The organism is Streptomyces sp. 3330 (genome assembly GCF_031456635.1).
GTDB lineage: Bacteria > Actinomycetota > Actinomycetes > Streptomycetales > Streptomycetaceae > Streptomyces.
The window spans coordinates 105,942-132,790 of the sequence record NZ_JAVDVA010000007.1; the positions used below are offsets into that span (position 1 = coordinate 105,942).

19 protein-coding genes are annotated in these 26,849 nt (G+C 71.3%); 11 read left to right on the forward strand and 8 right to left on the reverse strand.

Features of this window, described 5'->3' with window-relative positions:
• Window positions 1–290: 290 nt before the first annotated feature.
• The 4 genes from J2X68_RS14230 to J2X68_RS14245 form a co-directional block, all read right to left on the reverse strand.
• Entirely contained in the window at window positions 291–1,541 is a 1,251-nt protein-coding gene (locus J2X68_RS14230) for an alpha-L-fucosidase (protein ID WP_310432879.1), read from the reverse strand.
• Between the two features lie 138 nt (window positions 1,542–1,679).
• Window positions 1,680–4,751 (reverse strand): glycoside hydrolase family 38 C-terminal domain-containing protein, encoded by a 3,072-nt coding sequence (locus J2X68_RS14235; RefSeq protein ID WP_310432880.1) that lies wholly within the window; start codon window positions 4,749–4,751, stop codon window positions 1,680–1,682.
• A gap of 102 nt (window positions 4,752–4,853) precedes the next feature.
• A complete protein-coding gene (locus J2X68_RS14240) occupies window positions 4,854–6,191 on the reverse strand; it encodes a 6-phospho-beta-glucosidase (protein WP_310432881.1) in 1,338 nt (445 codons plus the stop codon).
• Entirely contained in the window at window positions 6,188–6,952 is a 765-nt protein-coding gene (locus tag J2X68_RS14245; protein WP_310433081.1) for a DeoR/GlpR family DNA-binding transcription regulator, read from the reverse strand. The genes J2X68_RS14240 and J2X68_RS14245 overlap by 4 nt, the downstream gene beginning before the upstream one ends.
• A gap of 157 nt (window positions 6,953–7,109) precedes the next feature.
• Between J2X68_RS14245 and J2X68_RS14250 the strand changes: the two genes are divergently transcribed.
• The 7 genes from J2X68_RS14250 (at window position 7,110) to J2X68_RS14280 (ending at window position 17,959) form a co-directional block, all read left to right on the forward strand.
• A complete protein-coding gene (locus J2X68_RS14250; RefSeq protein WP_310432882.1) occupies window positions 7,110–8,162 on the forward strand; it encodes a carbohydrate kinase family protein in 1,053 nt (350 codons plus the stop codon).
• A gap of 120 nt (window positions 8,163–8,282) precedes the next feature.
• Window positions 8,283–9,569 (forward strand): substrate-binding domain-containing protein, encoded by a 1,287-nt coding sequence (locus J2X68_RS14255; RefSeq protein WP_310432883.1) that lies wholly within the window; start codon window positions 8,283–8,285, stop codon window positions 9,567–9,569.
• Window positions 9,569–10,531: a sugar ABC transporter permease gene (locus J2X68_RS14260; protein WP_310432884.1), complete on the forward strand. Its 963-nt coding sequence runs from the start codon at window positions 9,569–9,571 to the stop codon at window positions 10,529–10,531. The genes J2X68_RS14255 and J2X68_RS14260 overlap by 1 nt, the downstream gene beginning before the upstream one ends.
• Before the next feature lie 15 nt (window positions 10,532–10,546).
• Window positions 10,547–11,416 carry a carbohydrate ABC transporter permease gene (locus tag J2X68_RS14265; RefSeq protein ID WP_310432885.1) on the forward strand — a complete coding sequence of 290 codons (870 nt, stop codon included), beginning with the start codon at window positions 10,547–10,549 and terminating at the stop codon, window positions 11,414–11,416.
• Window positions 11,413–14,349, forward strand: coding sequence for a glycoside hydrolase family 2 TIM barrel-domain containing protein (locus tag J2X68_RS14270; protein ID WP_310432886.1), 2,937 nt, complete (start codon window positions 11,413–11,415; stop codon window positions 14,347–14,349). Before J2X68_RS14265 ends, J2X68_RS14270 begins: the two co-directional genes overlap by 4 nt.
• A 44-nt stretch (window positions 14,350–14,393) precedes the next feature.
• Window positions 14,394–16,232: a LamG-like jellyroll fold domain-containing protein gene (locus J2X68_RS14275; RefSeq protein WP_310432887.1), complete on the forward strand. Its 1,839-nt coding sequence runs from the start codon at window positions 14,394–14,396 to the stop codon at window positions 16,230–16,232.
• 59 nt (window positions 16,233–16,291) lie between these two features.
• Window positions 16,292–17,959 carry a histidinol-phosphatase gene (locus J2X68_RS14280; RefSeq protein ID WP_310432888.1) on the forward strand — a complete coding sequence of 556 codons (1,668 nt, stop codon included), beginning with the start codon at window positions 16,292–16,294 and terminating at the stop codon, window positions 17,957–17,959.
• 231 nt (window positions 17,960–18,190) lie between these two features.
• Here J2X68_RS14280 and J2X68_RS14285 read toward each other — a convergent pair whose 3' ends face one another.
• Genes J2X68_RS14285 through J2X68_RS14300 form a run of 4 tightly spaced genes read right to left on the reverse strand, consistent with a single transcriptional unit; the run spans window position 18,191 to window position 22,019 of the window.
• On the reverse strand, window positions 18,191–18,646 hold the full coding sequence (locus tag J2X68_RS14285) for a MaoC family dehydratase (protein WP_310432889.1): 456 nt from the start codon (window positions 18,644–18,646) through the stop codon (window positions 18,191–18,193).
• Between the two features lie 26 nt (window positions 18,647–18,672).
• On the reverse strand, window positions 18,673–20,178 hold the full coding sequence (locus J2X68_RS14290; protein ID WP_310432890.1) for a long-chain fatty acid--CoA ligase: 1,506 nt from the start codon (window positions 20,176–20,178) through the stop codon (window positions 18,673–18,675).
• Window positions 20,179–20,190: 12 nt separating this feature from the next.
• The gene (locus J2X68_RS14295; RefSeq protein ID WP_310433082.1) at window positions 20,191–21,066 is read right to left on the reverse strand and encodes an amidohydrolase family protein; all 876 of its coding nucleotides are present in this window, start codon (window positions 21,064–21,066) and stop codon (window positions 20,191–20,193) included.
• A gap of 35 nt (window positions 21,067–21,101) precedes the next feature.
• A complete protein-coding gene (locus J2X68_RS14300) occupies window positions 21,102–22,019 on the reverse strand; it encodes an SDR family oxidoreductase (RefSeq protein ID WP_310432891.1) in 918 nt (305 codons plus the stop codon).
• 231 nt (window positions 22,020–22,250) lie between these two features.
• Here J2X68_RS14300 and J2X68_RS14305 point away from each other — a divergent pair, with 231 nt between their 5' ends.
• The 4 genes from J2X68_RS14305 to J2X68_RS14320 all read left to right on the forward strand — a co-directional run bounded on the left by J2X68_RS14305 (window position 22,251) and on the right by J2X68_RS14320 (window position 26,775).
• A complete protein-coding gene (locus J2X68_RS14305; RefSeq protein WP_057601712.1) occupies window positions 22,251–22,676 on the forward strand; it encodes a MarR family winged helix-turn-helix transcriptional regulator in 426 nt (141 codons plus the stop codon).
• 18 nt (window positions 22,677–22,694) lie between these two features.
• Complete coding sequence (locus J2X68_RS14310; protein WP_310432892.1) at window positions 22,695–23,474, forward strand: IclR family transcriptional regulator; 780 nt, start codon at window positions 22,695–22,697, stop codon at window positions 23,472–23,474.
• Between the two features lie 467 nt (window positions 23,475–23,941).
• On the forward strand, window positions 23,942–25,213 hold the full coding sequence (locus tag J2X68_RS14315) for an Ig-like domain-containing protein (protein WP_310432893.1): 1,272 nt from the start codon (window positions 23,942–23,944) through the stop codon (window positions 25,211–25,213).
• Window positions 25,214–25,383: 170 nt separating this feature from the next.
• Entirely contained in the window at window positions 25,384–26,775 is a 1,392-nt protein-coding gene (locus J2X68_RS14320; RefSeq protein ID WP_310432894.1) for a glycoside hydrolase family 16 protein, read from the forward strand.
• Window positions 26,776–26,849 lie beyond the last annotated feature (74 nt).

Below are 26,849 nucleotides of genomic sequence, written 5' to 3' on the forward strand. Positions count from 1 at the left end.
TCCCGGCGGTACGGGGGATCGGGTCGGTCGGCCGCTGTCACGGGGAGCGACCGGCCGGCCCGCATCGCTGTGCCCCGCCGGCCGGACGGCCGCACCCCGCACCCGCTCGCCGACCGCGCGGCCGTGTCACCGGCGCCCGCCGACCGGACGGCCGACTCCGCGGCCCGGCTCTGCGGCCCCGGCTCGACAGCCCCGACTCACGCGATCCCGGCCAGGGCCCTACCTGCGGGCCGGGCGGTACGGGCAGGGCAGGCCGGACAGGCAGGGCAGACAGGGGCGGGCCGGATGCCTCAGAAGCGTCCCGATCCCCGGTACAGCTCCAGTTCGCCGTCCAGTTCGAGGGCGAGGACCGTGGCGTGCGGGTCGAGGTCGGAGCCCGCGGGCGGGTCGATCCACAGCACGCCGACCGCCTCGTGCAGTCCGCCGACGACACGGTGGGCGAGTTCCGTTCCGGTGCCGAGCACGGTGACCTTGCGGACCGGTGTGACCAGACCCCGGACCCCGATCTCGGAGCGCGGGAGGTCGAACAGGGTGAGGTAGAGGGTGCGGCGGTCGGCGGAGAGGGTGCTGGGCCCGTAGTGGTGCCCGGCCGGGAGCCCCCGCACGGTCCCGTACACCGCCTCCGCGTGCTTGCGGATCCACTCCCCCAGGCCCTCCAGGCGCTCGACCTGCGGCTGCGGGACGGTGCCGTCCTCCATCGGGCCGACGTCCAGCAGCAGGTTGCCGCCGCCTCCGATGGTCTCGGCGAAGTAGCGCACCAGCTGAGCGAGCGACTTGTGGTGGTGGTCGTCGTGCCGGTAACCCCATGAGTCGTTGATCGTGAGGCACAACTCCCAGGGACCGTCCGGGGGTTCGATGGGAACACCCTGTTCGGGGGTGGCGTAGTCGCCCTCGCTGAGCATCCGGGCGTTGAAGACGACGTCCGGGGAGTACGAACGGATCAGCGCGGCGAGTTCCCTGATGCGCCACTGCTCCTCGCTGCGCTCCCACTCGCCGTCGAACCACATGAGGTCCGGACGGTAGCGGGACGCCAGCTCGCGGACCTGACCGTCCCGGTAGGCGAGGAAGCGCTCCCAGGCCTCCAGGTCCTCGTCCTCGGCGGAGCACTCGGAGTAGCGGTTGTCCTCCATCTCCGGCGGGCGGCCCGGCTTGCGGGTGGACGCGTAGTCCGGGTGGTTCCAGTCGGAGTGCGAGTAGTACAGACCGACCTTGAGGCCCTTCTCGCGCAGGGCCTCGGCGTAGCCGGTGAGATAGTCGCGGCCCAGGCCGAGGTTCCCGTGGGCCGTGTCCCACAGGGCGACGCCGTCGTGGTGACGGCTGGTGAGCACGGCGTAGCCCGCCCCGGCGCGGGCGAACAGGTCGGCCCAGGCCCGCGGATCGTAGTGGGCCCCGGTGAAGCGGTCGAGCTGGGACATGTACCGGTCGTGGGGCACGATGTCGTCGTAGAACGACCAGGACTCCTGGACGCCGTCGACGGCGTAGATGCCCCAGTGGACGAAGATCCCCAACTTGGCGTCGGTGAACCAGGGTTGCATGGGCACAGCTGAACTCCTCCGCAGAGCAGGGCACTTCAGGGCGTCGGCAGGGTGGGGCGGGGTAGGGCCTCGGCAGGGTGGGGCGGGGCACAGGCAGAGCGGGGGCGGGCACGCCACGGGTCGCGCCCGCCCCCATGGCCGCTGCTAGCGGCCGGTGACGGCGCGTTCCAGACGGAGCGTCAGGATCTGGAAGGGCCGCAGCACGACGGCGACGGCGCCGTCCGCATCGACGGAGGCGGGCTCCAGCGGCCGCTCCAGCAGGTCGGTCACCTGGGCGCCGGCGAGCGGGAAGCCCGTGCGCAGGGTGCCGGTGGAACGGCCGCCGCGGGACTCGTAGAGCCGGACGACGACATCACCGGACTCGTCGTCGGCGAGCTTCACCGCCTCGACGGTGACCCCTTCGCCGTCCACCGAGACCACGGGCCCGGGGCAGGCGTCCGCCGCCTCGGCCACGCGCAGCGGGAGGTTGAGGGAGTAGCCCTCGGCGACCGCGTCCTCGATGCTCGCGCCGGGCAGCAGCGCGTAGCGGAAGCGGTGCCGGCCCTGGTCGGCCTCGGGGTCCGGGATCCGCGGGGCGCGGACCAGGCTGAGGCGGACGGTGGTGGTCGTGCCGCCGTCCTCGCGGACCGTGCGGGAGACGTCGTGGCCGTAGGTGGAGTCGTTGATGACCGCGACGCCGTAGCCGGGTTCGCCGATGTGCACCCAGCGGTGGCCGGAGACCTCGAACCGGGCGGCCTCCCAGCTGGTGTTGGTGTGCGTGGGGCGCTGGATGTGGCCGAACTGGATCTCGGCGGAGGAGTGCGGCGCCCGGACGTCCACCGGGAAGGCCGCCTTGAGGATCTTCTCCGCCTCGTGCCAGTCGATGTCGGTCTCGAAGTCGATCCGGGGGCTGCCGGCGCGGAGCGTGATGGTCTGGGTGATCGTCGAGCCCTTCCCGAAGGAGCGCGTGACCCGGATCGCGCCGACCAGCGGGTCCTCCTCGACGACGGCCACCGCGTCCGGCTCCAGCAGGTCGGTGTACCGGTTCTGGTAGTGCTTGTCGATGTCCCAGGCGTCCCAGTAGTTCGGGAGGTCGGTGTGCAGACGCAGCAGGTTGCCCTGGTCGGCGAGGACTTCACGGTTCGCCCGCAGATCGAACACGGACGACAGCGTGCCGTCCTCGGCGACCTCCACGCGCACCAGCCCGTTGTCGAGGACCCGCCCGGAGACCGTCACCGGCGTCGGGGGCTCCGCGCCGGTCAGCGGCGCGCTGCCGCTCGCGGGCACCTCGACGTAGGCCGGTGCGCCCTCGGGTGTGCGGACCACCTCGGCACGACCGTAGGGGCTCGTGTTGAACACCCGGAGCGGGCCGCCGTTTCGCCCTCCGCCCAGCGCGGCGACCGCCTCGGCCGTCAGCGCCTCCAGTTCCTCGGCCACCCGCGCGTACTCGGCCTCGGCCTCGCGGTGCACCCAGGCGATGGAGGAGCCCGGCAGGATGTCGTGGAACTGGTGGAGCAGCACCGTCTTCCAGAGCCGGTCGAACTTCGCGTACGGGTAGGCGTAGCCCGGTGCGTGCAGGGCGGCCGTCGTCGCCCACAACTCGGCCTCGCGCAACTTGTGTTCACTGCGGCGGTTGCCCTGCTTCGTGCGGGCCTGGGTGGTGTACGTGGCCCGGTGCAGCTCCAGGTAGAGCTCGCCGACCCAGACGGGGGCGTCCTGGTACTCCGCGCGGGCCTTCGCGAAGAACGTGTCGGGGTGCTCGACGACGACCTTGGGCGAGCCCTCCAGGTCGGCGAGCCGGCGCGCCCGCTCCATGATCTCGCGGGTGGGGCCGCCACCGCCGTCACCCCAGCCGAAGGGGGCGAGCGAACGCGTACCGCCGCCCTTCTCGGAGTAGTTGCGGACCGCGCGGTCCATCTCCTCGCCGCTGAAGCGGGCGTTGTAGGTGTCGACCGGCGGGAAGTGGGTGAAGATGCGGGTGCCGTCGATGCCCTCCCACCAGAAGGTGTGGTGGGGGAACTTGTTCGTCTGGTTCCAGGAGATCTTCTGGGTGAGGAACCACTCGTTCCCGGCGAGCTTCGCGAGCTGCGGGTAGGCGGCGTTGTAGCCGAAGGAGTCCGGCAGCCAGACGCCCTTGGTCTCGATGCCGAAATGCTCGATGAAGAACCGCTTGCCGTGCACCAGTTGGCGGGCGATCGCCTCGCCGCCGGGCAGGTTGCCGTCGGACTCGACCCACATGCCGCCGACCGGGGCCCACTGCCCCTTCTTCACCGACTCCTGGATGCGCGCCCACACCTGCGGGTAGTTGTCGCGCACCCACTCGTACTGCTGGGCCTGGGAGCAGGCGAAGATGAAGTCGTCGTACTCCTCGGCGAGCGAGGTCACGTTGGAGAAGGTGCGGGAGGTCTTGCGCTTCGTCTCACGGATCGGCCACAGCCAGGCGGAGTCGATGTGCGCGTGACCCACGCCGGAGATGGTGTGCGCGCTGGCGTGGGCGGGGCTGGCCAGCACCGGCGCGAGGACCTGGCGGACGGCCGCGGCACTGCCGGAGACGTCGTCGAGGTCGAGGGCGTCCATGGCGCGGTCCAGGGCGTGCATGATCTCGTGCCGGCGCGGCTCGTGCTCGCCGAGGTGGACCATGAGGTCGCGCAGCACCTGGAGGTCGAGGTCGAGGTGCCAGACCTCCTCGTCGAGGACGGCGATGTCGGCACCGCGGAATGTGTACAGTGGACGGTCGCCCGCCGTCAGTACATCGCCCAGCAGGGTCGGGCCCGCGAAGTCGTTCGCCAGGATGTCGGGGTTGGAGGCCGCCTCCACCAGGTACTCGACGATCTCCCCGCCCGTCGCCGGGTTGCCGATCGGCACGTACTGGTTGAGCGGGTTGACCGCCTTCAGCGGCGTGCCGTCGGTGCGGTGGACGAGGGCCTCGGCCTGGTTGCCCGGCCAGTCGCCCACGAAGCCGAGGTCGATGACGGCCTCGACGCGCCTGCCGGCCCATTCGGCGGGCACCTGCCCGCGCATGCGGAACCAGGTGGTGCCCCAGGGCGGGCCCCACGGGGTGTCCATCGTGAAGGGCTCGTAGGCGGCGGCCGCGGCCTCCTCGAAGGGGACGGGCTCCCCCGGGGCCTGCCAGGCCTCGACCTCGAAGGGCACTTTGGCGGCGTAGATCGCGGGCTTGATGCGCTGGTTGTGGACGCGCTCGACGCGCTCCTCGATGCGGCGGCGTTCGTCATGCATGGGGAATCTCCAGAGAGGGACCACGAGGGGCGGGACGGCCCTGGGGCCGAGGGACGAGCCGGCCGGAGGAATCGCGCGGGGAAAGCGCTTTCCCTCCGGGACTCACCTAAGGTACGCCAGCCCGGGATGGACGTCGGTGTAGCCCGCGACCAGCTTGCGGGCCACGTTCACCGAGTCGACCAGGGGATGCAGCGCGAACGCCTTCACGGCCGTCGTGCGGGAGCCTGACTCGGCGGCGGCCAGCACCTCGCGCTCGACGCCCTTCACCGCGCAGACCAGCCCGGTGGCGTGGTCGGGCAGCGGGGCCACGGCCACCGGATGCGCGCCGTTGGCGTCGACGAGACAGGGCACCTCGATGACGGCGTCCGCGTCCAGCACCGCGAGGGTGCCCTGGTTGCGGACGTTGAGGATCAGGGTGGTGCGCTCGTCCCGGGCGATGGCCCGCATCAGGGCGAGGGCGACCTTCTCGTAGCCGCCGGAGAGGTCGTCGGCGTCCCGCTCGCCGGCGCCGGCCGTCTCCCGGTTCTCGGCCATGTAGGTGGCCTCGCGCTCGGCGCGGGTGCGGTCCCAGGCGGTCAGGGCGGCGGCGTCGGGCCGCTTCATCTCCTCGTAGAAGCGGGCCTGCTGGTCGGCCAGGAAGGCGCCGCGGGTCTTCTCGGCCTGCTGGTAGGACCGTACGGCTTCGCGGTTGAAGTAGTAGTAGTGCAGGTACTCGTTGGGGATGGCGCCGAGCGACCGGAGCCAGTCGACGCCGAACAGCTTGCCCTCCTCGAAGGAGCCGAGCAGGTCGTCGTCGGCGAGCAGCCGAGGGAGTTCGTCGCGTCCGGCGACCCGCAGCCCGCGGACCCAGCCGAGGTGGTTGAGACCGACGTAGTCGATCCACGCCTGCTTCGGGTCGGCGCCGAGCACGCGGGCGATCCGGCGGCCGAGCCCGACCGGCGAGTCGCAGATGCCGATCACCCGGTCGCCGAGGTGGCGGGACATGGCCTCGGTGACCAGGCCGGCCGGGTTGGTGAAGTTGATGACCCAGGCGTCGGGGGCCAGGCGGGCCACCCGGCGGGCGATGTCGACGGCGACGGGGACGGTCCGCAGACCGTAGGCGATGCCTCCCGCGCCGACCGTCTCCTGGCCGAGCACACCCTCGGCCAGGGCCACCCGCTCGTCGTTCGCGCGGCCTTCGAGGCCGCCGACGCGGATCGCGGAGAAGATGAAGTCGGCGCCGCGCAGGGCCTCGTCGAGGTCGGTGGTGGCGGTCACCCGGGGCGCGTCGGGAACGGCGGACGCCTGCTCATCCAGTACACGGGCCACTGCATACAGTCGGCTGTCGTCCAGATCATGCAGAACGACTTCCGTGACCCTGCCCTCGGCGCGGTCCGTCAGGAGCGCCCCGTACACCAGCGGCACCCGGAACCCGCCGCCGCCCAGAATCGTCAGTTTCACGCTTGCACCTTTCCTGCCACGACCACCTCGACGCCCGCCTCCTCGAAGGAGGACCGGGTAGCCGGGTCGACCGGCGTGTCCGTCACCACCACGTCCAGGTCCTCGGGACCGCAGACCTTCGCCATGCCCGTCCCCGGGAACTTCGCCGAGTCGGCGAGCAGGACGACCCTGTCACCGGCCTTGATCATGGCCCGTTTGACCGGCACCTCGACGACCGTCGTGTCCATCACCTGCCCGCCCGGACGCACGCCGCTGGTCCCGAGGAACAGCCAGTCGGCGTGCAGCTGGCGCAGGTTGTCCTCGGTGAGGAATCCGACCAGGGAGCGGTACTCGCGGCGGACCATGCCGCCGAGCAGGACCAGCTCGATGCCCTCGTCTTCGGCGAGCTCCTCGTAGACCACGAGGTTGCTGGTGATGACCGTCAGTCGGCGGCCGTGCAGCTGCCGGGCGAGGCGGTAGGCGGTCGTGCCGATGTCGAGGAGGACCGACTGCCCGTCGGCGACCATCGCCGCCGCGTGGGCCGCTATGGCGTCCTTCTCGCCCACCCGCACTTCGGCGACCTCGGCGAAGGGCTGGTCGCCCTCCTCCGCGACGGCGCCGCCGTGCACCCGGGTGAGCAGGCCGTCCTCCTCGAGTTTCACCAGGTCGCGCCTGATCGTGGCGGGGCTCACGCCCAGCTGCTCGGAGAGATCGGTCACGGCCGCGGGGCCACCGGAGCGCAGGGCCCGCAGGATGAGTTGATGTCGTCGTTCTGCCAGCACGACGTGAACACTACTCGTCATCTTCAATCAAATCTATGCTCACTTCTGCTGAGGTATTGACCAAAGTCGCCGAGGGGCGCACGATTCCGGTCACCGAATTGAAGAGATTTGACGAGCTCCCCCGACGGGCGGGCTCCCCCGACGAGGAGGATGTGCCGTGGACGACGACCGGCCCGAGGTGCTGCTCACCGGGCTGCTCTTCTACGACCTCGTCCTCACGGGGCTCGGCGGGCCGCCGGCGCCGGGCGAGGAGATCTGGACGGCCGGCATGGGGTGCGGCCCCGGCGGCATCGCCAACCTCGCGGTGGCCACGGCCCGCTTCGGCCTGCGGACCTCGCTGGCCACGGTCTTCGGCGACGACTTCTACGGCGACCACTGCCACCGGCTCCTGTCCGGCCAGGAAGGCGTCGACCTCTCCCTGTCCCGGGTTGCGGACGGCTGGCACACCCCGGTCACCGTCGCCCTCGCCCTCCCCTCCCCGCCCCACCCGGGCGGCGGGGCCCCCGCCCACGACCGGGCCCTCGTCACCCACGGACAGGAGCCGCCGTACTCGCAGGACGTGCTGATGGGCGACCCGCCCGAGGCGCGCACGGCGCTGGTGCACCTGGAGGCCGAACCCCGCGCCTGGCTCGCCAAGGCGGCGGCGAACGGCACCCAGATCTACGCCGACGTCGGCTGGGACCCCACCCGGCAGTGGTCCACCGACCTGCTGGACCAGCTCGCCCTGTGCCATGCCTTCCTCCCCAACGAGAAGGAGGCGATGGCGTACACCCGCACCGACAGCGCGGTCGCCGCGCTCGGCGCCCTCGCGGAACTGGTGCCGGTGGCGGTGGTCACCCGGGGCGCCGACGGCGCGATCGCGGTCGATCAGGAGACCGGTGAGTACGCCGAGGTCACCGCGCTCGACATCGATGTCCTGGACGCGACCGGTGCCGGCGACGTGTTCGGCGCGAGCTTCGTGGCAGCCTCGCTCGGCGGCTGGCCGCTCGAGGAACGGCTGCGGTTCGCCGTCCTCGCCGCCGGGCTCTCGGTCCAGCACCACGGCGGAGCGCTGGCGGCCCCCGGCTGGTACGGCGTCGACCGCTGGTGGCGTTCGCTGCGGGACCCCGGGCTCCGGCGGGCGTACGGCTTCCTCGCCGACCGCATCCCGGCGGACGTGGGCCCGCCCGTGCGGTACGCCCCGGTCACCCCGCCCGTCCCGCGGCCCTGACCGCGCCCCGGACCCCCGCATCCCCTGCATCCCCCGCATCCAGAAGACAACCCCCCGCATGCCCCTCGAATGGCACCCCGTCTGCGAAGACGCGAACAGATCCGAAAGGCGGTGGGAGCTGTGCGGCTCTCACGTAGAGGCCTGCTCCGTGCGGGCCTGGCCGGTTCGGCCGCCACGGCGCTCGGCGGCCTGGCGTCCGGCTGTGCCGTTCCGACCGGCTCGACCGGCCGGAACATGGTCCTGTGGTACTGGGACGGAGGCCTGGGCGACACGGTCGTCGGGAACGCCCGGGCCCGCTACGACAGCTCGGTCGACCTCAAGGCCGTCAAGATCGGCGGCTACTACCGGTCGAAGCTGATCACCACGATGGCCGGCCGGGCGCACGTCCCCGACATCGCCGGCCTGAAGGGCGAGGACATGGCGTCCTACCTGCCCGACGCCGACCAGTTCGTGGACCTGCGCACGCTCGGCGCGGAGCGGTACCGGTCGCAGTACCTGCCCTGGAAATGGGAGCAGGGCATCGCCGACGACGGCAGGATGGTCGGCTTCCCGATCGACTGCGGGCCGGTGGCGCACTTCTACCAGTACGCCGTCTTCCGGAAGGCGGGCCTGCCCCACGAGCCGGCCGACGTGTCCGGGGAGCTCGACACCTGGGAGAAGTTCTTCGCGGCGGGCGAGCGGCTCAAGCAGCGGATTCCGGGGACCTTCCTGCTCACCGACATCAACAGCGTCTTCGAGAACGTGGTCCAGCAGGGCAGCGCGCGGTACGTCGACAAGGACCGGCACTTCATCGGCGACCAGGAGCACGTGCGCGACGCCTGGGCGCTCGCCGTGGAGGCGAAACAGCGCAAGATCGTGTCGAACCTGGTCAACGGCACCCCGGACCAGCTGTCGGCCGTCGAGGACGGCAAACTGCCGAGCCAGCTGGGCGCCTCCTGGGCCACCAGCGACCTCAAGAACGGCGTGCCGAGGACCAAGGGCCGCTGGCGGGTGGCCGACATGCCCGTGCGGCCCTCGAACAACGGCGGTTCCTTCCTGTCGGTCACCAAGGCGTGCCGGGAACCCGAGCAGGCGTTCCGGATCATCAGCTGGATGCTCGACGCGGGGAACCAGGCGCAGGGGTTCGTGGACGCCGGGCTCTTCCCCTCGACCCCCGCCTCGTACGGCCTGAAGCAGGTGCGCGAACCGGACGAGTTCTTCGGCGGTCAGATCACCATGGACGTCTTCGGACCGGCCGCTCAGAAGATCGTGGTCGCCTACAACAGCCCGTTCGACGTCGCGCTCGGGCAGCCCATCAAGGACGAGATCAAGAACGTCGGCGTCCTCGGCAAGGACCCGAAGCAGGCCTGGAGTGACGCCATGAGCACATGCCGGCGCATCGCGAAGCACCTGGGGGTGAGCTACTGATGGCCACCCTCCCCACGCTGGAGAAGCCCCCGGCGGTCGTGGCGGACGTCCCCGTCACCCGCCCACGGACGGGCTTGCGGAAGTACTGGCACCTCTACGCCGCGATCTCCCCCTTCTATCTGCTCTTCCTCTGCTTCGGCCTGATCCCCGTCGGGTTCTCGCTCTACCTCTCCTTCCACCGCTGGGACGGCCTCGGCTCGATGGAGTGGGCGGGACTGTCGCAGTACCGGTACCTGGTGAGCGACTCCGCGTTCTGGAGCTCGATCGGCACCACGATCGTCATCTGGGCCCTGGCCACCTTCCCCATGATCTTCCTGGCGATGGTGACGGCCGTGATGCTCAACTCGGCGGTCCGTCTCAAGAACTTCTACCGCGTCGCCTACTTCCTGCCGAACGTCACCTCCGTCGTGGCGATCGCGATCATCTTCGGCTCGGTCTTCTCCACCAACTTCGGCCTGGTGAACGCCTTCCTGCAGGCAATCGGTCTCGACCAGATCGCCTGGCTGAACACCCCGTGGGGCATCAAGATCGCCATCGCGACGCTGATGACCTGGCAGTGGACCGGCTACAACGCGATCATCTTCCTCGCCGGTCTCCAGACCGTCCCGAGCGAGCTGTACGAGGCGGCGCGCATGGACGGCGCGGGGCCGGTGCAGACCTTCTTCCGGATCACGCTGCCGATGATGCGGCCGGTGCTGCTGTTCGTGCTCGTCGTGTCCACGGTCACCGGCCTGCAGAGCTTCTCCGAGCCCCAGGTCCTGCTCCAGAACACCTCGAACGACTCGACGTTCTCGGGCGGTCCCGGCCACGCCGGCCGGACCATGGTCCTCTACTTCTTCCAGCAGACCTTCGACAACAACGACTTCGGCTACGGCGCCGCCGTGGCGTGGGGCATCTTCCTCGTCGTCGTCCTCTTCTCGATCATCAACTGGCGCCTTGTCCAGCGCCGGGGCGAAGACTAGGGAGGCCCGTACACCATGGCATCCACCCAAGAGACACAGCGCGGTCGCGGTCGCGGGATCGACGGGTCCCGGCGCAGGGGGATCGGGTTGCACGCCGCGCTCGTCCTGGGCGTCCTGCTCTCGGCCTTCCCGTTCTACTGGGCCGTGATCATGTCGACGCACACGTCGTCGGAGATCTTCTCCTACCCGCCCAAGCTGCTGCCCGGCACGCACTTCCCGGAGAACGTCCGCAGCCTTTTCGACAACATCGACTTCTTCGGCTCGATGCTCAACTCGCTGCTGGTGGCGGGCTCGGTGACCTTCCTGGTCCTGTTCTTCGACTCGCTGGCCGCCTTCGTCTTCGCCAAGTTCGAGTTTCCCGGCAAGCGGTTGCTGTTCGTGTTGCTCATGTTCATCTTCATGGTCCCGGCGCAGCTCCAGGCCATCCCCCAGTTCGTCATCATGGCGAAGCTCGGCTGGATCGGCTCGATGACGGCGCTGATCGTGCCGGCCGCCGCCAACGCGTTCGGCATCTTCTGGATGCGCCAGTACATGAAGGGCGCGATCCACTACGAACTCCTCGACGCCTCGCGCATCGACGGCGCGAACTTCCTGCGCCAGTACTGGCACGTGGCCCTCCCGGTGGTGCGGCCCGGCCTGGCCTTCCTCGGCATCTTCACCTTCATGGGCCAGTGGAACGACTACGCCTGGCCGCTGATCGCCCTGACCGACCCGGGCAACGTGACCCTCCAGGTCGCCCTGTCCCAGCTCAACGGCACCCACGGCACCACCGACTACGGAATGGTCATGACCGGCGCGCTGCTCGCCCTGGTCCCGCTGCTCGTCGTGTTCGCGATCGGCGCCCGTCAGATGATCGGCGACCTCGCGAAGGGAGCGATCAAGTGACCGATCCGCTGCCGGCCCTGCGCCCCTGGGAGGCACCCGAGGTGACCTCCTGGGGACGGCTGCCCATGAACGCCGTCGACCGGCGCTCCGGAGCGAACTCCCTGGACGGCGACTGGCGGTTCCGGTTGCTGCCCGCTCCGGACGCGCCGGTCGGCGGTCCCTGGTCGACGGCGACCGTGCCCGGCGCATGGACCATGCAGGCCGTCGAGGGCACCGAGGGCACCGTCGACCTTCCGCAGTATCTGAACGTCCGTATGCCGTATACAGAATTCCCCCCGCTGTCGCCCGCCGACAATCCGACGGGTGTGTACGAGCGGGAGATCGACGTCCCCGCCGCGTGGGCGGGGCGCCGGGTCGTGCTCCAGGTCGGGGCCGCCGAGAGCGTCCTGCTGGTGCACGTCGACGGGCGGCCCGTCGGCATCTCCAAGGACTCGCATCTGGCGGCCGAGTTCGATCTGTCGGGCGTCGTACGCCCCGGCGGCCGCTCCCTGCTGCGGCTGACGGTCGTCAAGTGGTCGGACGCCTCGCACATCGAGGACCAGGACCAGTGGTGGCACGCCGGGATCACCCGCTCGGTGCTGCTGTACGCCACCGACCGGCTGCGGCTGGCCGATGTCACCGTGCGGGCGGCGCGCGACGGCGAGCTGCGGGTCGACTGCCAGGTCCGGGACTCGGGCGGAGCGCTGCCCGCCGGCTGGTACGTCGACGGGGAACTGGACGGGCTGCCGCTGGCGCAGGACGCGGAGTTCGACCTGGCCAACGCCGAGGACGAGCGCGTCTCCGACTTCCTCGGCGAGGCCCGCCTGCGCGCACGCGTGCCCGAGGTGCGCACCTGGACGGCCGAGACGCCCGAGCTGTACGACCTCACGGTCCGGCTCCACCGCGCCGACGGCACCGTCGCCGACACCTCCCGGCACCGGATCGGCTTCCGCGACGTGGCGATCGTCGGCCGGGATCTGCTGGTCAACGGCGAGCGGGTCTTCATCCGCGGCGTGAACCGGCACGACTTCCACCCCCTGACCGGACGGACCGTGTCGTACGACGACATGCGCGCCGACCTGGTGGTGATGAAGCGTTTCGGCTTCAACGCGATCCGCACCGCGCACTACCCGAACGACCCCGCGCTGTACGACCTCGCCGACGAAATCGGTTTCTACGTCGTCGACGAGGCGGACATCGAGTCCCACGACCACGCCCACGAGATCGCCGACGACCCGCGCTATCTGAACGCCTTCGTCGACCGGGTCTCGCGGATGGTGCTGCGGGACAAGAACCACCCGTCGGTCATCGTCTGGTCGCTGGGCAACGAGTCCGACTACGGCGCCAACCACGACGCCGCCGCGGGCTGGGTGCGCCGGCACGACCCGACCCGGCCGGTGCAGTACGAGGGGGCCGCCAAGCGCGGCTGGGCCGATCCGGACGTCGCCTCCGACATCGCCTGCCCGATGTACGCGCCCCTGGAGGACTGCGTGGCGCACGCGCTGTCCGGACAGCAGACCAAGCCGCTCATCCAGTGCGAGTACTCCCACGCGATGGGCAACAGCAACGGCACGCTGGCCGACCACTGGGCCGCCATCGAGGCCACCCCGGGTCTTCAGGGCGGGTTCATCTGGGAGTTCTGGGACCACGGCATCCTCCAGCGTGTGAACGACGCTAGACCGGTCGGGCGTGGGGGCGCCGGGCTCTATGACAACGCTGTCGCCGCGCCCGGACACCGCTGGGCGTACGGCGGCGACTTCGGCGAGAAGGACCACGACGGCGCGTTCGTCGCGGACGGTGTCGTCTTCCCCGACCGCACTCCGAAACCGGTGATGTACGAGCACCGGGAGCTCGCCGCACCGGTCCGGCTGCACGGCGTCCGGGCGGACGGGGTGACGGTCTCCAACCACCAGCATTTTCGCGGCCTGGAGTGGCTCGCGGGCGAGTGGGAGCTGTCGCTCGCCCACGGCGGGACCCTCACCGCGCCGGCCGAACTTCCGGACCTCGGGCCGGGCGGCACGACCGTGATGCCGCTGCCCTTCGCGTTGCCGGAGGAGGGCGGCGAGGCCTGGCTGACGCTGCGGGTGACGACGGCGCGGGAGCTGCCGTGGGCGCCGCGGGGCACGCCGGTCTGCGCGCCGCAGGTGCGGTTGCGGGAGCCGGCGCCGGTCGACGACCCGGTGGGCACCGGCCGCGTCGCGATCGACGCCGACGGACTCCTCGTCCACCCCCTGCTGGCCGCCGCTCCCACGCTGTCGCTGTGGCGGGCGCCCACCGACAACGACGAGCTGGGCGGGCTGGCGCCGCGCTGGCGGAGGTGGGGCCTGGACCGCCTGGTGCGCCGGCTGGTGTCCGTGCACCACGAGGGCGACGGGGCGACCGTGCTCGCCGAGTACGCCGGCCCCACCGGGGTCGTCCGGCACCGGCAGGTCTTCACGCCGGTGGAAGGCGGCGTCCGGATCGACGAACAGGCGGAGGTGCCCGCGGAGTTCGACGACGTGGCGCGTGTCGGCTCGGTCTTCGAGACGGTGGCGGGACCGGACCGGCTGGACTGGTTCGGGCAGGGCCCCTGGGAGTCGTACCCCGACCGGAGCGCGGGCGCGCCGGTGGGCCATCACCATGCCCGGGTCGACGCGCTTTTCACCCCGTACCTGCGCCCGCAGGAGAGCGGCGGCCTGCACGGTGTACGGCGCTTCACGCTCTCCGCGCCGGACGCCACGGGCTTCTGCGTCACTCTGGACGAGCCGCGGCAGGTCTCCGTCACGCGCTACCGCGCCGAGGACCTGGCGGCCGTCACCCATCACGACGAACTCGTCCCCCGGGCCGGCTGCGTGGTGCACCTCGACGCGGCACACCGCGGCCTCGGCACGGCCTCGTGCGGCCCCGACACCTTCCCCTCCTACCTCGTCGCACCGGGCGTCCACCGCTGGAGCTGGACCCTGCGCGCCCTCTGAACCCCCTTTGCTCTGCAAGCAAGGGACTTACCCACGGAGCACACGTGTGTACTTCGCATGCCCAGGAACAGGGCGAGGCCACGCAGGCCGGTGCCGGCAGGCGCGGTTTCCTCCGGGCCACCGCGCTGCTCGGCGCGGCCGCCACGGCCGGACTCGCGCTGCCGGCCACCGCCGAGGCGGCCTCCGCCCAGTGGCGCCCTGACCCGGAGAGCCGCCGATTCACGCTCGCCGTCATGCCCGACACGCAGTATCTCTTCGACGGCCCGAGCATCGACAGCGCGCCGGTCGAGGCGTCCTTGCGCTACCTCCTCGACCAGGGCAAGCACGAGAACCTCGTGTTCCTGTCGCACCTCGGCGACCTCACCCAGAACGGGGCGAAGGACGAAGTCGCCGCGATCAGCGAGGCGTTCGGACTGCTCGACCGGCGCGGGATCGGCTACAGCGTGCTGGCCGGCAACCACGACGTGCGGTCCTCGACGACCGACCAGCGCGGCGCCACCCCGTACCTGGACGCCTTCGGTCCGCGGCGCTTCCGGGGCAAGCCCACGTTCGGCGGGGCCTCCCCCGACGGCTACAACACCTTCCACCTGTTCCGGGCGGGCGGCCGGGAGTGGATGGTGCTGGCGCTGGACTGGCGGCTGTCGGAGCAGGGGTACGCCTGGGCCGCCGGTGTCCTCGCCCGGCACCCGAGGACACCGGTCGTCCTGACCACGCACGAGCTGGTCGCCGGGGACGACTCCCTGTCGGCGTACGGACAGCAGCTGTGGGACCGGCTGATCGAGCACCACGACCAGATCTTCCTCACCCTCAACGGGCACTACTGGCCCGCCGGTCGGGCGATCCGCGAGAACGCGGCCGGGCACGACGTGCACCTGCACCTGACGAACTATCAGAACCGGTACTTCGGCGGTGCGGCGATGATCCGCCTCTACCGCTTCGACCTCGACCGGAACGTCATCGACGTGGAGACCGTTTCCCCGTGGATCCTCGGCCGGGCCGCGAAAGGGCTCAACGAGCTGGAGCGGCAGGAGAGCGAACTGAGCGCAGACGCGGACCGGTTCACGGTCGGCATCGACTTCGCCGAGCGCTTCGCGGGGTTCGATCCGGTGCCCGCGCGCCCTGCCCGTCCCGTGTCGGAGGTGCTGGTGCGCGACACGGTCGCTTACTGGCGGTTCGACGGCCGCGAGGACGGCACCGCGGTCGGCGGCACCGTCCGTGACCTGTCCGGGCACGGCAACGACCTCGCCCTCGTCACGGTGGGCGGCGGCGCGCTGGCCTGGTCGTCCGACCACCATCCCGACCAGCCCGGCCACGGCAGCCTGGAGTTCCGGGGCCATCGGTCCCCGCTGACGGGCGCCTATCTGCGCACCGTCGACGGCGCCCCGCTCAACTCCGGGACTTTCGCCGACGGTTACACCATCGAGGTGTTCTACCGTCTCCCCGCCGACTGGGACCCCGCGCACCACGCCTGGTCGGGACTGGTCGGCCGGACCGGAACCGGCGGCGCCGCGGGCCGGACGAGCGACGACCCCGACGAGCCGCTCGCCACCCTCTCCCTGTCCGACGACCGGGAACCGCAGTGGGCCGTGCGCCCGCTGAACCAGCAGGGCAGCGCCACCAACTGGGGTCAGGAGACCCCGCTGGAGACCTGGTGGCACCTCGCGGTCGTCAACGACGGCCGGCACACCACGCTGTACGTCGAGGGCTGCCCGGCGGTGCGCAACCCGAAGGCTGCGGCCGTCGGCGTCACCTCCGTCGGGCTGCCGTGGCTGCTCGGCGGCTACGAGTACGGCGGACGGATCGACCAGATCCTGCACGGCCGCCTCGGCGACGTCCGGATCGTCGCGCGGGCGCTGCCCGTCACCTCCTTCATGAACCACTGAGCTCCCTCATGAGCGCCGACCTCCCTCATGAACCACCGACCTTCTCCCCGAGGATCACCGTGACCGAGCAGCAGCTGCCCGCCTGGGCCGATCCGTCCGTCCCGCCCGCCGCTCTCGACACCCAGGGCGTGTCGAGGCGCGGACTTCTGCGCCGCGCCGGCCTGTTCGGCGCCGCGTTCGCCCTCGGCGGGGCCGCCACCCCGGCCGTCGCCGCCGGCGGCCGGGGCCACGGCGGCGAGGACCCGCGTCTCGCCTATCTGGTGGGCGACCACCACGTCCACTCCGTCTACAGCCACGACGCGAAGTACACGTTCTCCCAGCTGGCCGGGGCCGCCGCCCGGTACGGCCTCGACTGGATGGTGTTCAACGAGCACGCCAACTTCGGGCACGCCTCCCACGGCGCCGCGCTGGAGCACGAGGAGATCCTGAAGGCCCGCGCCGCGAACCCGCGCCAGCTGATCTTCCAGGGCCTGGAGTGGTACATCCCGGCCGCCGAGCACGGCACGGTCTTCGCCGCCCCGGGCCCGCACGAGGTCGATCTGCTCACGCGCTTCGAGCTCGCCTACGACGGCAAGCTGCTGGGCTACACCGAGGGAGCCGCCGGTGCGGCCGACACCGCGCGCAACGAGGCGCACGCCGTCAGGGCGATCGAGTGGCTGGCCGAGCAGCGCCGCAGCGGCTACGTCGACGACGTCCTCGTCCTCGCCAACCACCCGCTGCGCCTCGGCATCGACTCCCCGCACGAGCTGCGGGCCTGGCGCGACGCGGCGCCCGAGATCATGATCGGCATGGAGGGCGCGCCGGGCGCCCAGGGCGCGGCGATCCCCGGTTGGCGCGGTGCCACGTCCGTCCGCGGCGAGTACGAGAACAAGCCGTCCGCCCAGTCCTGGGCGGGCTATCCGGCGGACGCCTACGTCACGTACGGCGGCTTCGACTGGGCCACCGCGACCGTCGGCGGCCTGTGGGACTCGATGCTGGCCGAGGGCCGGCTGTTCTCGGTCACCACCAACTCCGACAACCACCGGACCGTCTTCGACACCTGGAAGAACGGCGACTGGCCCGCCGGACAGAACTTCGACAACACCGGCAGGCTGCCCGATCCGGTGAACACCGGCACCCCGCAGGCCGGCAGCGACTTCTGGCCGGGGCAGTTCAGCCGCACCCACGTCGGCGTGACCCGCTACGGCTACCGCGCGGTGATGACGGGCCTGCGCGAGGGCCGGGTCTGGCTGGACCACGGGCATCTGCTCGACGGCCTGGAGGTCCGGCTGCGGCGGGAGCACGGCGGCGGTCGGGGCGTCACGCTCGGCGGCCGGCTCCGGGTGCGCAAGGGCGAGAGGCTCGTCCTGGAGATCACCGTCACCAGCGCGTCCCGCCCCAACCCCCAGGGGATCCTGCCGCAGTTGGCGCACGTGGACGTGATCCGGGGCGCGGTGCGCGGGGTGGTGTCCGACCGCGACACCTGGCGGGCTCCCGACACGAGGGTGGTCCGCACGACGGACGTGAGCGGCCGCAGGGGGACCTACACCCTGCGCGTCCCGGTCGCCGTGGGGGACGAGTCCTGCTACCTCCGGCTGCGCGGCAGCGACGGCAACCGGAACGGAACCGGTTACCTGGGCGCTTCCGTGGACCCGCACGGCCCGATCCCCCACGCGCCGGGCGACGGCGACCCGTGGGCCGACACGTGGTTCTACTCGAACCCGATCTTCGTGGACGTCGTGCGCTGAGGGTCTTCCGCGGGCGCGGGAAACTGCCGGCCGGCCTGCCACAGCGGGCCGGCAGCTGCCCTGGGCCCGGCGAATCGCCGGGCGACCTGCCACGGCCGCCCGCAGGCCCCCGCGACGTCGGCGCAAACGGCGTGCAGACCCACGGCGCCGGCGCCCTCTGCGCGGCGCGCACGGCGCCGCGGAGGACGACCGGCGGGAGAGCGCGAGCAGGGGCACGTACGACCCGGGGTGTCACGCGTAGAAACGCGACAGGCTCTGCAGCACCGCCGCGGGCTTCGCGCCTCCCTCGATCTCGATCGCGCCGTCGACGGTGATCTGCACCCCGCCCGGCACGTCCGCGACCTCGGTCAGCCTGCCCACCAGGCGGATCCGCGAGCCGACCGTGACCGGCGAGGGGAACCGCACCTTGTTCAGGCCGTAGTTGACCTTCGTCGTGACGCCCTGGACGTCCAGCAGCTCGGTGAAGAGCGGGATGAACAGGGAGAGTGTCAGGTACCCGTGGGCGATCGGGACCCCGAAGGGTCCGGCGGCCGCCCGTTCGGGGTCCACGTGGATCCACTGGTGGTCCCCGGTCGCGTCCGCGAACGTGTCGATCCGCTCCTGGGTGACCTCGATCCACTCGCTGGTGCCCAGGTCGCTCCCGGCCAGCTCCTTCAGCTCGTCGAGACCGTTGACGGTGATGCTCATATTTCCGTACCTCACAGGAGAGTTGTTCAGGAGTCGGTGCCGAACCGGGAGCGCACCCGGGACTTCAGGAGCTTTCCGGAGGCGGTGCGCGGCAGTTCGTCCGCCACCACGACCGACTTGGGGATCTTGTACTTGGCGAGCCGCCCGGACAGGGAGGCCAGCACCTCGTCGGGGTCGAGCCAGGCGCCCTCGCGGGGTACGACGACCGCGCGCGGCACCTCGCCCCACTTGTCGTCTGACACGCCGATGACCGCGCACTCCACGATGTCGGGGTGAGCGAGGAGCAGGTCCTCGATCTCGGCGGGGTAGATGTTCTCCCCGCCCGAGATGATCATGTCCTTGATGCGGTCGACGATGTGCACGTAACCGTCCTCGTCGACGCGGGCCGCGTCCCCGCTGCGGAACCAGCCGTCGGCGAAGGAGGCGGCCGTCTCCTCGGGCAGCCCCCAGTAGCCGGGCATGACGTGCGGCCCGCGGACGACGACCTCGCCCGTCTCGCCCACCTCGACGGGGGTGAGGTCGGGGCGCAGGACGCGTACGTCGCTGAAGAAGTGCGGGACGCCGGCCGAGCCCGCCTTGCTGACGGCGTGCTCGGCGTCCAGGAACAGCGTGCCGGGGGACGCCTCGGTCATGCCGTAGCCCTGGAGGAAGGTGAGTCCGCGTTCCTGGTAGGCGGCGATCAGCGGCGTCGACACCGGAGATCCGCCGCAGTTCAGGATGCGCAGGCTGGACAGGTCGGCGTCCGCCCAGCGCGGGTGCCGGGCGATCTGTTCGAACATGGTCGGCACCCCGAACATGAAGGTGATCCGGTGCCGTGCGATCAGGTCGAAGGTGGCCTCCGGGTCGAAGGCCTCGACCAGGACGCAGCGGCCGCCCTTGAGGAGCACCGGCAGGGTCAGCATGTTCAGCCCGGCCGTGTGGAACAACGGCGCGGAGACCAGGGCGCGTTCGTCGGCGGTCAGATCGGTGTCGACGAGGACGTTGACCGCGTTCCAGGTGAGGTTGCCGTGCGTGAGCATGGCGCCCTTGGGACGGCCGGTCGTACCCGAGGTGTACATGACGATGCAGGTGTCGTCGGGGGTGACCGGCGTGTCGATCGGCTCGTCGGTGGCGGCGGCGAGCTCCCTCTCGTATGCGGCGCCGACCTCGAGGTACGTCCGGACGTCCGTGTTCCCGGGCAGTCCGGCGACCAGGCCGCCGTGCGAGGGGCCGTAGACGAGCGCCTTGGCGCCGGAGTCGGCGAGCTGGTAGGCGATCTCGGGTCCGGCGAGGCGGGTGTTGAGGGGGACGAACACCGCGCCGAGGGTGCCGGCGGCGAACAGGGCCTCCAGGTAGGAGGGGTGGTTCGGACCCAGGTAGGCGATGCGGTCGCCGCGCCGGACGCCCCGGGTGCGCAGGGCGTGGGCCAGGCGCGTGGTGCGTGCATACAGTGTGCGGTAGTCCGTCGACCGCTCACCGTGCACCAGGGCGGTGCGGTGCGGGGTCTTGCGGGCCCGGCGTGCGGGCCATGACCCCAGTCCCTCGTTGCGCATCTTCCACGCCCCTTACGGTGTGGTCAGCCCGAGCAGACGGGCGGCGTTCTCCCTGAGGATCTTCGGCTTCACCTCGTCCTTGATCGTCAGCTTGTCGAAGTCGGCGAGCCAGCGGTCGGGGGTGAGGACGGGGAAGTCGGAGCCGAAGAGGACCTTGTCCTGCAGCAGCGTGTTGGCGTACTGCACGAGCTGCGGCGGGAAGTACTTCGGCGACCAGCCGGACAGGTCGATGTGCACGCCCGGCTTGTGCGTGGCGACGGCGAGCGCCTCGTCCTGCCAGGGGAAGGACGGGTGCGCCAGAATGATCTTGAGGTGCGGGAAGTCGGCCGCCACGTCGTCCACGTGCAGCGGGTTGGAGTACTTGAGCCTGATCCCGCCGCCGCCCGGGACCCCGGCGCCGATGCCCGTCTGGCCGGTGTGGAACAGGGCGATGGTCCCCGTCTCCTCGATCACCTCGTACAGGTCGTAGGCCACCGCGCGGTCGTTGGGGAAGAAGCCCTGGATGCTGGGGTGGAACTTGAACCCCTTCACCCCGTACTCCTCGACCAGGCGCCGGGCCTGCTTCACGCCCGCCCTCCCCCGGAAGGGGTCGATGGAGGCGAAGGGGATGAGGACGTCGGCGTTGGCCGCGGCGGCCTCGGCGACCTCCTCGTTCGGGACCGGCGCCGTGCCGGTCGCGGACTCGGCGTCCACCGTGAAGATCACGGCGGCCATCCTCCGCTCCCGGTAGTAGCGGGCCGTCTCCTCCAGGGTCGGCTTCCGCTCGCCCTGGACCTTGAAGTAGGCGGAGGAGGCGTCGTGCAGGTCGTCGTCCAGCGAGGAGTGCCCCTGGGAGGACACCTCGGCATGGGTGTGGACGTCGATCGCGACCAGTTCACCGGCGTTCATGACGGGGGCCGCGGCGGGGGTGGTGGAGGGGCTCATCACGCCTCCGGGAACCGGGGGGCCGGGATGCCGACCGTCTGGAGCTCGGCGCCGACCGAGACGGGGAAGACGTCGGCCAGGGTCTCGGGCGTCCAGCCGCCGTCGGCGTAGGCCGCCCGGATCTCCTGCGGATGCGACCAGAGTGCCACCTTGTCACCGCCGATGCCGATGGCCTGGCCGGTGATGCCCCGGGCGGCCTCGGAGGCCAGGAAGGGCACCAGCGCCGCACAGTCCTCGGGGGTGCCGAAACCCTCCCCCTTGCGCAGGAAGCCGGGAAACGGCTCACCGTTCTTCAGGGCCTCGACGTAGGGGGCGAAGGCGGGGACGGTCTCGGTCATCGCGGTCGCGGCGACCGGGACGATCGCGTTGACGGTGATGCCCGCGCGGCCCAGTTCCATCGACCAGGTGCGGGCGAAGGCGGCGATGCCCGCCTTGGCCGCCGCGTAGTTCGTCTGGCCGAAGTTGCCCCGCTGGCCGGCCGGGGAGCCGACGAGGATCAGCGTGCCGCCCTCGCCCTGCTCGCGCATCCGCACGGCGGCGGCGCGGGCGCAGGTGAAGGTGCCCTTGAGGTGGGTGGCGATCACCGCGTCGAAGTCGTCGTCGGTCATCTTCCACAGCACCCTGTCGCGCAGGATGCCCGCGTTGGTGACCAGGATGTCGAGCCGGCCGAACTCCTCCACGGCACGGTCCACCAGCCGGTCCGCGGCCTCCGTCGTACCGACCGGGACCACTTCGGCGACCGCCCTGCCACCGGCCGCGACGAGGGACTTCACGGCCTGCCCGGCGACCGCCTCGTCGACGTCGTTGACGACCACGGCCGCGCCGCGGGCGACCAGGGCATGGGCGTAGGCGAGGCCGAGGCCCCGGCCGCTGCCGGTGACGACGGCGGCCTTGCCGGTGAGATCGATGCTGGGCACGACGGTGTCCCTTCACATGGGGTGCGCACAGTGCTGTGCGGGGTGCTCACTACGAGATCGAAGCTAAGAGCAATAATTGTTGTCGTCAATAGTTGTTGTCGTCCTACGGGTGCGTCATGCTGGAATCTGTACGTCGCACCACCCCGGAAGGGGACCGAGCCCAGGGAGCCCGCCATCGCCCGCCAGGACAACGCAAGCAACGCCGCCCCGATCGACGCGGACGAACCGTGGATGCGCGGGCTGCACGCGGACACGGGCTATCTGCTGTACCGGCTGGGCCTGCGCTCGGGCCAGTTGTTCAACACGTTCCTCCAGGAGTCGGGAGTGCGGCTGCGTCACTACGCGGTGCTGCGCTTCCTCGCCACCTCCGAGGGGGCCCTCCAGCGGGAGCTGAGCGCACGGCTCGGCTACGACCCCAGCGCGATCGTCGGCCTGGTCGACGACCTGGAGAAGCTGGGCTTCGCCGAGCGCCGCCCGGCGCCGGACGACCGGCGCAGCCGGATCGTCGTGCTCACCGAGGACGGCCGCTCCTTCCTGCGCGGCACCGACGAGGCGGGCCTGCGGGTGACGAACGAACTGCTGGACCCGCTCGGCCCGGCCGACCGCGAGACCCTGCACTCCCTGCTGCGGCGGATCGCCGAGGACGGACTGGCCTGACGCCGTGAGGAGCACCCGATGGGCCGGGGCGATCCCGCGGTGACCGCCCGCTCCGCGCCCGGCCGGCTGCTGGCCGTGCTCGCCGCGTTCGACCACACGCACCCCGCGCTCACCCTGACCGACATCAGCCGCCGCGCCGGTCTGACGCTCACCACCGCGCACCGGCTGGTGAGCGCCCTGACCGAGTGGGGCGCCCTGGAGCGGGACCCGTCCGGCGTGTACCACGTCGGGCTGCGGCTGTGGGAGGTCGCGGCGCTGGCGCCACGCGGCCTGGCACTGCGGCAGGTCGCGCTGCCGTATCTGGAGGACCTGTACGAAGCCACGCACGAGAACGTGCAGTTGGCGGTGCGGGACGGGTCCGAGGTCGTCTACACCGAGTGGCTGTCGGGGCGTTCGGCGGTCGGGGTGCACATCCGGGTGGGCGCCCGCTGGCCGCTGCACGTGACCGGCGTCGGGCTCGCGCTGCTGGCACACAGCGACTTCGCACTCCAGGAGGACTACTGCGCTGGGCCGTTGGCCTCCTACACCGCCCACACCATCACCGATCCCGCGCGGTTGCGCCGGGTACTGGCCGAAGTCCGGCGCTCCGGAGTCGCGGTGAGCAGCCGTCAGGTCACCGACGACGCCCTGTCGGTGGCCGCCCCGGTGCGCGGACCGGACGGTGCGGTGGCGGCCGCCGTGTCGGTCGTCGTCCCGCACGCGGACGCCCAGGTGCCGGTACTGGCGCCGGCCGTACGTCTCGCGGCGCGCGGTATCTCCCGGGCCCTGGGCTGGCAGCCCGACGGCCGGCAGGGCTGAGCCGCCGCGCCGCCGCTGCGGCCACCGGCGCGGGAGAGGCCGGGCCGGCGCCTCAGGGCCGAGGGCCGCGCGGTCGACCGCCGGGCCGACCCGCACGGGGCGGAACTGACCTGCGGGCCTTGCGGACCTGGCCCGCCGACCGGATACGGGCGGTCGTTCCCCGCGGAGGAGAACCGGTTGCCGACTCGGAGATCCCTGCCGGACGGTTCCCGGAGCCGGGGGTCAGGCCGCCGGGACCCCGGAACCGAAGGCCAAGACCTCGGAGCGGCCGGAGTCCCGGCAATCCGCTCCCGGCAACCCGCAGCCCGGCGATCCGCAGCCCGGCGGCCCCACCCTTCCGCAGGCGCCCCCGTCTCTCAGGCCCTCCTCACAGGAATCTCAGGTGGCGACCGGGGGATTCAAAGGATCGCCCCATCTGGAAGGCGCAGGATGCAGGCGCGCAGAAGGACAACTCAGGAAGGCATGCCGTGGGCGTCTCGCACATATCGAACCGGTCCGGACAGCAGCCGGGAGGCTGGTCCCGGCGCGGGATCCTGGGCGTGCTGGGGGCCGTCCCGGCCGTGGCGCTGACCGGGTGCGGTTCCGGATCGGCGGACGCCTCGGAGCACACGACGAACGGGACCGGAACCGGGACGGGGACGTCGGGTTCCGCGTCCACGAAGGCCTCGCCGACCGCCACACAGCCGGTGATCTCGGTCACCCCGGCCGACGGCACCAAGAAGGCGGCCTTCACCAGCCCGGTCGAGGTCACCGTGACCGACGGCACCCTCGCCTCCGTGACCGTGACGGGCAACGACGGCTCGGCTCTCGCGGGCGCGCTCGACGAGACCGGGACCACGTGGACGTCCACCTCCCCTCCCTGCTCCGGGACCAAGTACACGGTCACCGCCCGGGCGGAGGGCGGCGCCGCGCAGACCGCCACCTTCACCACCAGGTCCCCGGGCGAGACCTTCGTCGGCTACTTCACCCCCGAGGCGAACTCCACCTCCGGCGTGGGCATGCCGGTCTCGATCAGCTTCTCGCACGCCGTGACGGACAAGGCGGCCGTGGAGAAGGCGATCACGGTGACGGCCGAGCCCGCCGTGGAGATCGTCGGGCACTGGTTCAGCTCCACCCGGCTGGACTTCCGGCCGAAGACGTACTGGGCGGCCGGGACGACCATCACCCTCGGCCTGCGGTTGAAGGACGTCGAGGGCGCGGATGGTGTCTACGGTATGCAGTCGAAGGACGTCACGTTCCACATCGGCCGCGCGCAGATCAGCACCGTGGACCTGTCCAGCAAGAAGATGGTGGTCGAGCGGGACGGCGCGACCCTGGCCACCTACCCCGTCTCCGGCGGCGACTCCGACCACACCACCTGGTCCGGGATCATGGTCATCAGCGAGCGGTTCAAGGAGACCCGGATGGAGTCCTCCACGGTCGGCCTCGGCGACGAGTACGACATCGCCGACGTCCCGCACGCCCAGCGCCTGACCACCTCCGGCACCTTCATCCACGGCAACTACTGGGCCTCGGCCTCGATCTTCGGCAGCCGGAACACCAGCCACGGCTGTGTCGGCCTGCACGACACCAAGGGCGCCGACGACAGCTCCGTCGCGGGCTACGAGTTCTACGAGAGCTCGATGCTCGGGGATGTGGTGATCGTCAAGAACTCGGGCGAGCGGACCGTCGACGCGGCCAACGGACTCAACGGCTGGAACCTCTCCTGGTCGGACTGGACGGCGGGCAGCGCGCTTTAGCACGTTTGCGTGGTTCAACCCATGAACTTCCTTGCCACGTAAGGACTTTCTTTGCTTTAAGTCTTGACGGCCCCCGGCACGGAGAGCACATTGGGCCCACTTTGAGAGCGCTCTCAAACGCTTTCGGAGTCACCCGCGCCCATCACTCCGTACCCGAGAGGCACCTCCCCATGAGTGCAACCTCCGGCATCCCCCGACGGCGACGCGCGCTCGTCGCCGTGCTGAGCACCCTCGGCCTGGCGGCCGCCGCCGCGGCGGCCGTCACCCTGCCCGCGAACGCCTCCGCGCCCACACCCCCGTCCGGCTGGACGCAGGTCTTCCTCGACGACTTCACCGGCGCCGCGGGCACCGGGGTGAACACCTCCAACTGGCAGTACAGCACCGGGACCTCGTACCCGGGCGGCCCCGCCAACTGGGGCACCGGCGAGGTCGAGACGATGACCAACAGCACCGCCAACGTCTCGCTCGACGGCAACGGCAATCTGCGCATCACACCGCTGCGCGACTCCGCGGGCCGCTGGACCTCGGGCCGCATCGAGACCAACCGCACCGACTTCCAGCCCCCGTCCGGCGGCAAGCTGCGGGTGGAGGCCCGCATCCAGATGCCGAACGTGACCGGCACGGCCGCCGAGGGCTACTGGCCCGCGTTCTGGGCGCTCGGCTCGCCCTACCGCGGCAACTACCAGAACTGGCCGGGCGTCGGCGAGTTGGACATCATGGAGAACGTCCAGGGCCTGAACAAGGTCTGGTCGACGATGCACTGCGGCACCAACCCGGGCGGCCCGTGCAACGAGACCACCGGCATCGGCAACTCCGTCGCGTGCCCGAACACCACCTGCCAGTCCGGCTTCCACACGTACAGCATGGAGTGGGACCGCTCGGTGAGCCCCGAGGCGATCCGGTTCTACGTCGACGGCGTCAACTACCACACCGTCACGGCGAACCAGGTCGACGCGACGACGTGGACCAACGCGACGAACCACGGCTACTTCGTGATCCTGAACGTCGCGATGGGCGGCGGCTTCCCGGACGCCTTCGGCGGCGGTCTGGACGGCGACACCCAGCCGGGCCACCCGATGGTGGTCGACTACGTGCAGGTGCTCCAGGCCGCGGGCGGTGGGAGCGGTACCACACCGCCGCCGTCCGGCAGCCGGGACGCCTACGGCACGATCCAGGCCGAGTCGTACGACAGCCACTCCGGCACGATCACCGAGACGACCACCGACACGGGCGGCGGCCAGAACATCGGCGCCCTCGCGAACGGCGACTACGCCGTCTTCAAGGGCGTCACCTTCGGTTCCGGTGCGGCGAAACAGTTCAGCGCGCGGGTCGCCAGCGGGGCGGCCGGCGGGGTCAGCGGACTGGTCGAGGTGCGTCTCGACAGCCGTACCGCCACGCCCGTCGGCAGCTTCGCGGTGGCCAACACCGGTGGCTGGCAGGCGTGGCGGACGGTCCCGGCGAACATCAGCTCCGTCACCGGCACCCACGACGTCTACCTGACCTTCACCAGCGGCCAGCCGGCCGACTTCGTGAACGTCAACTGGTTCACCTTCGGCCACTGACCGACGGCCGCACGGCGCCGGGCGGCCGGCCTCCGCGGACGGGCCGCAGACCCCCGGCCGTCCGCACCCCCGGT

Coding starts and splice junctions, on each gene's coding strand:
- J2X68_RS14235 (WP_310432880.1), bottom strand. CDS start 4,751: ATGCATGACGAACGCCGCCGCATCGAGGAGCGCGTCGAGCGCGTCCAC.
- J2X68_RS14285 (WP_310432889.1), bottom strand. CDS start 18,646: ATGAGCATCACCGTCAACGGTCTCGACGAGCTGAAGGAGCTGGCCGGG.
- J2X68_RS14320 (WP_310432894.1), top strand. CDS start 25,384: ATGAGTGCAACCTCCGGCATCCCCCGACGGCGACGCGCGCTCGTCGCC.
- J2X68_RS14260 (WP_310432884.1), top strand. CDS start 9,569: ATGGCCACCCTCCCCACGCTGGAGAAGCCCCCGGCGGTCGTGGCGGAC.
- J2X68_RS14295 (WP_310433082.1), bottom strand. CDS start 21,066: ATGAACGCCGGTGAACTGGTCGCGATCGACGTCCACACCCATGCCGAG.
- J2X68_RS14265 (WP_310432885.1), top strand. CDS start 10,547: ATGGCATCCACCCAAGAGACACAGCGCGGTCGCGGTCGCGGGATCGAC.
- J2X68_RS14305 (WP_057601712.1), top strand. CDS start 22,251: ATGCGCGGGCTGCACGCGGACACGGGCTATCTGCTGTACCGGCTGGGC.
- J2X68_RS14290 (WP_310432890.1), bottom strand. CDS start 20,178: ATGCGCAACGAGGGACTGGGGTCATGGCCCGCACGCCGGGCCCGCAAG.
- J2X68_RS14310 (WP_310432892.1), top strand. CDS start 22,695: ATGGGCCGGGGCGATCCCGCGGTGACCGCCCGCTCCGCGCCCGGCCGG.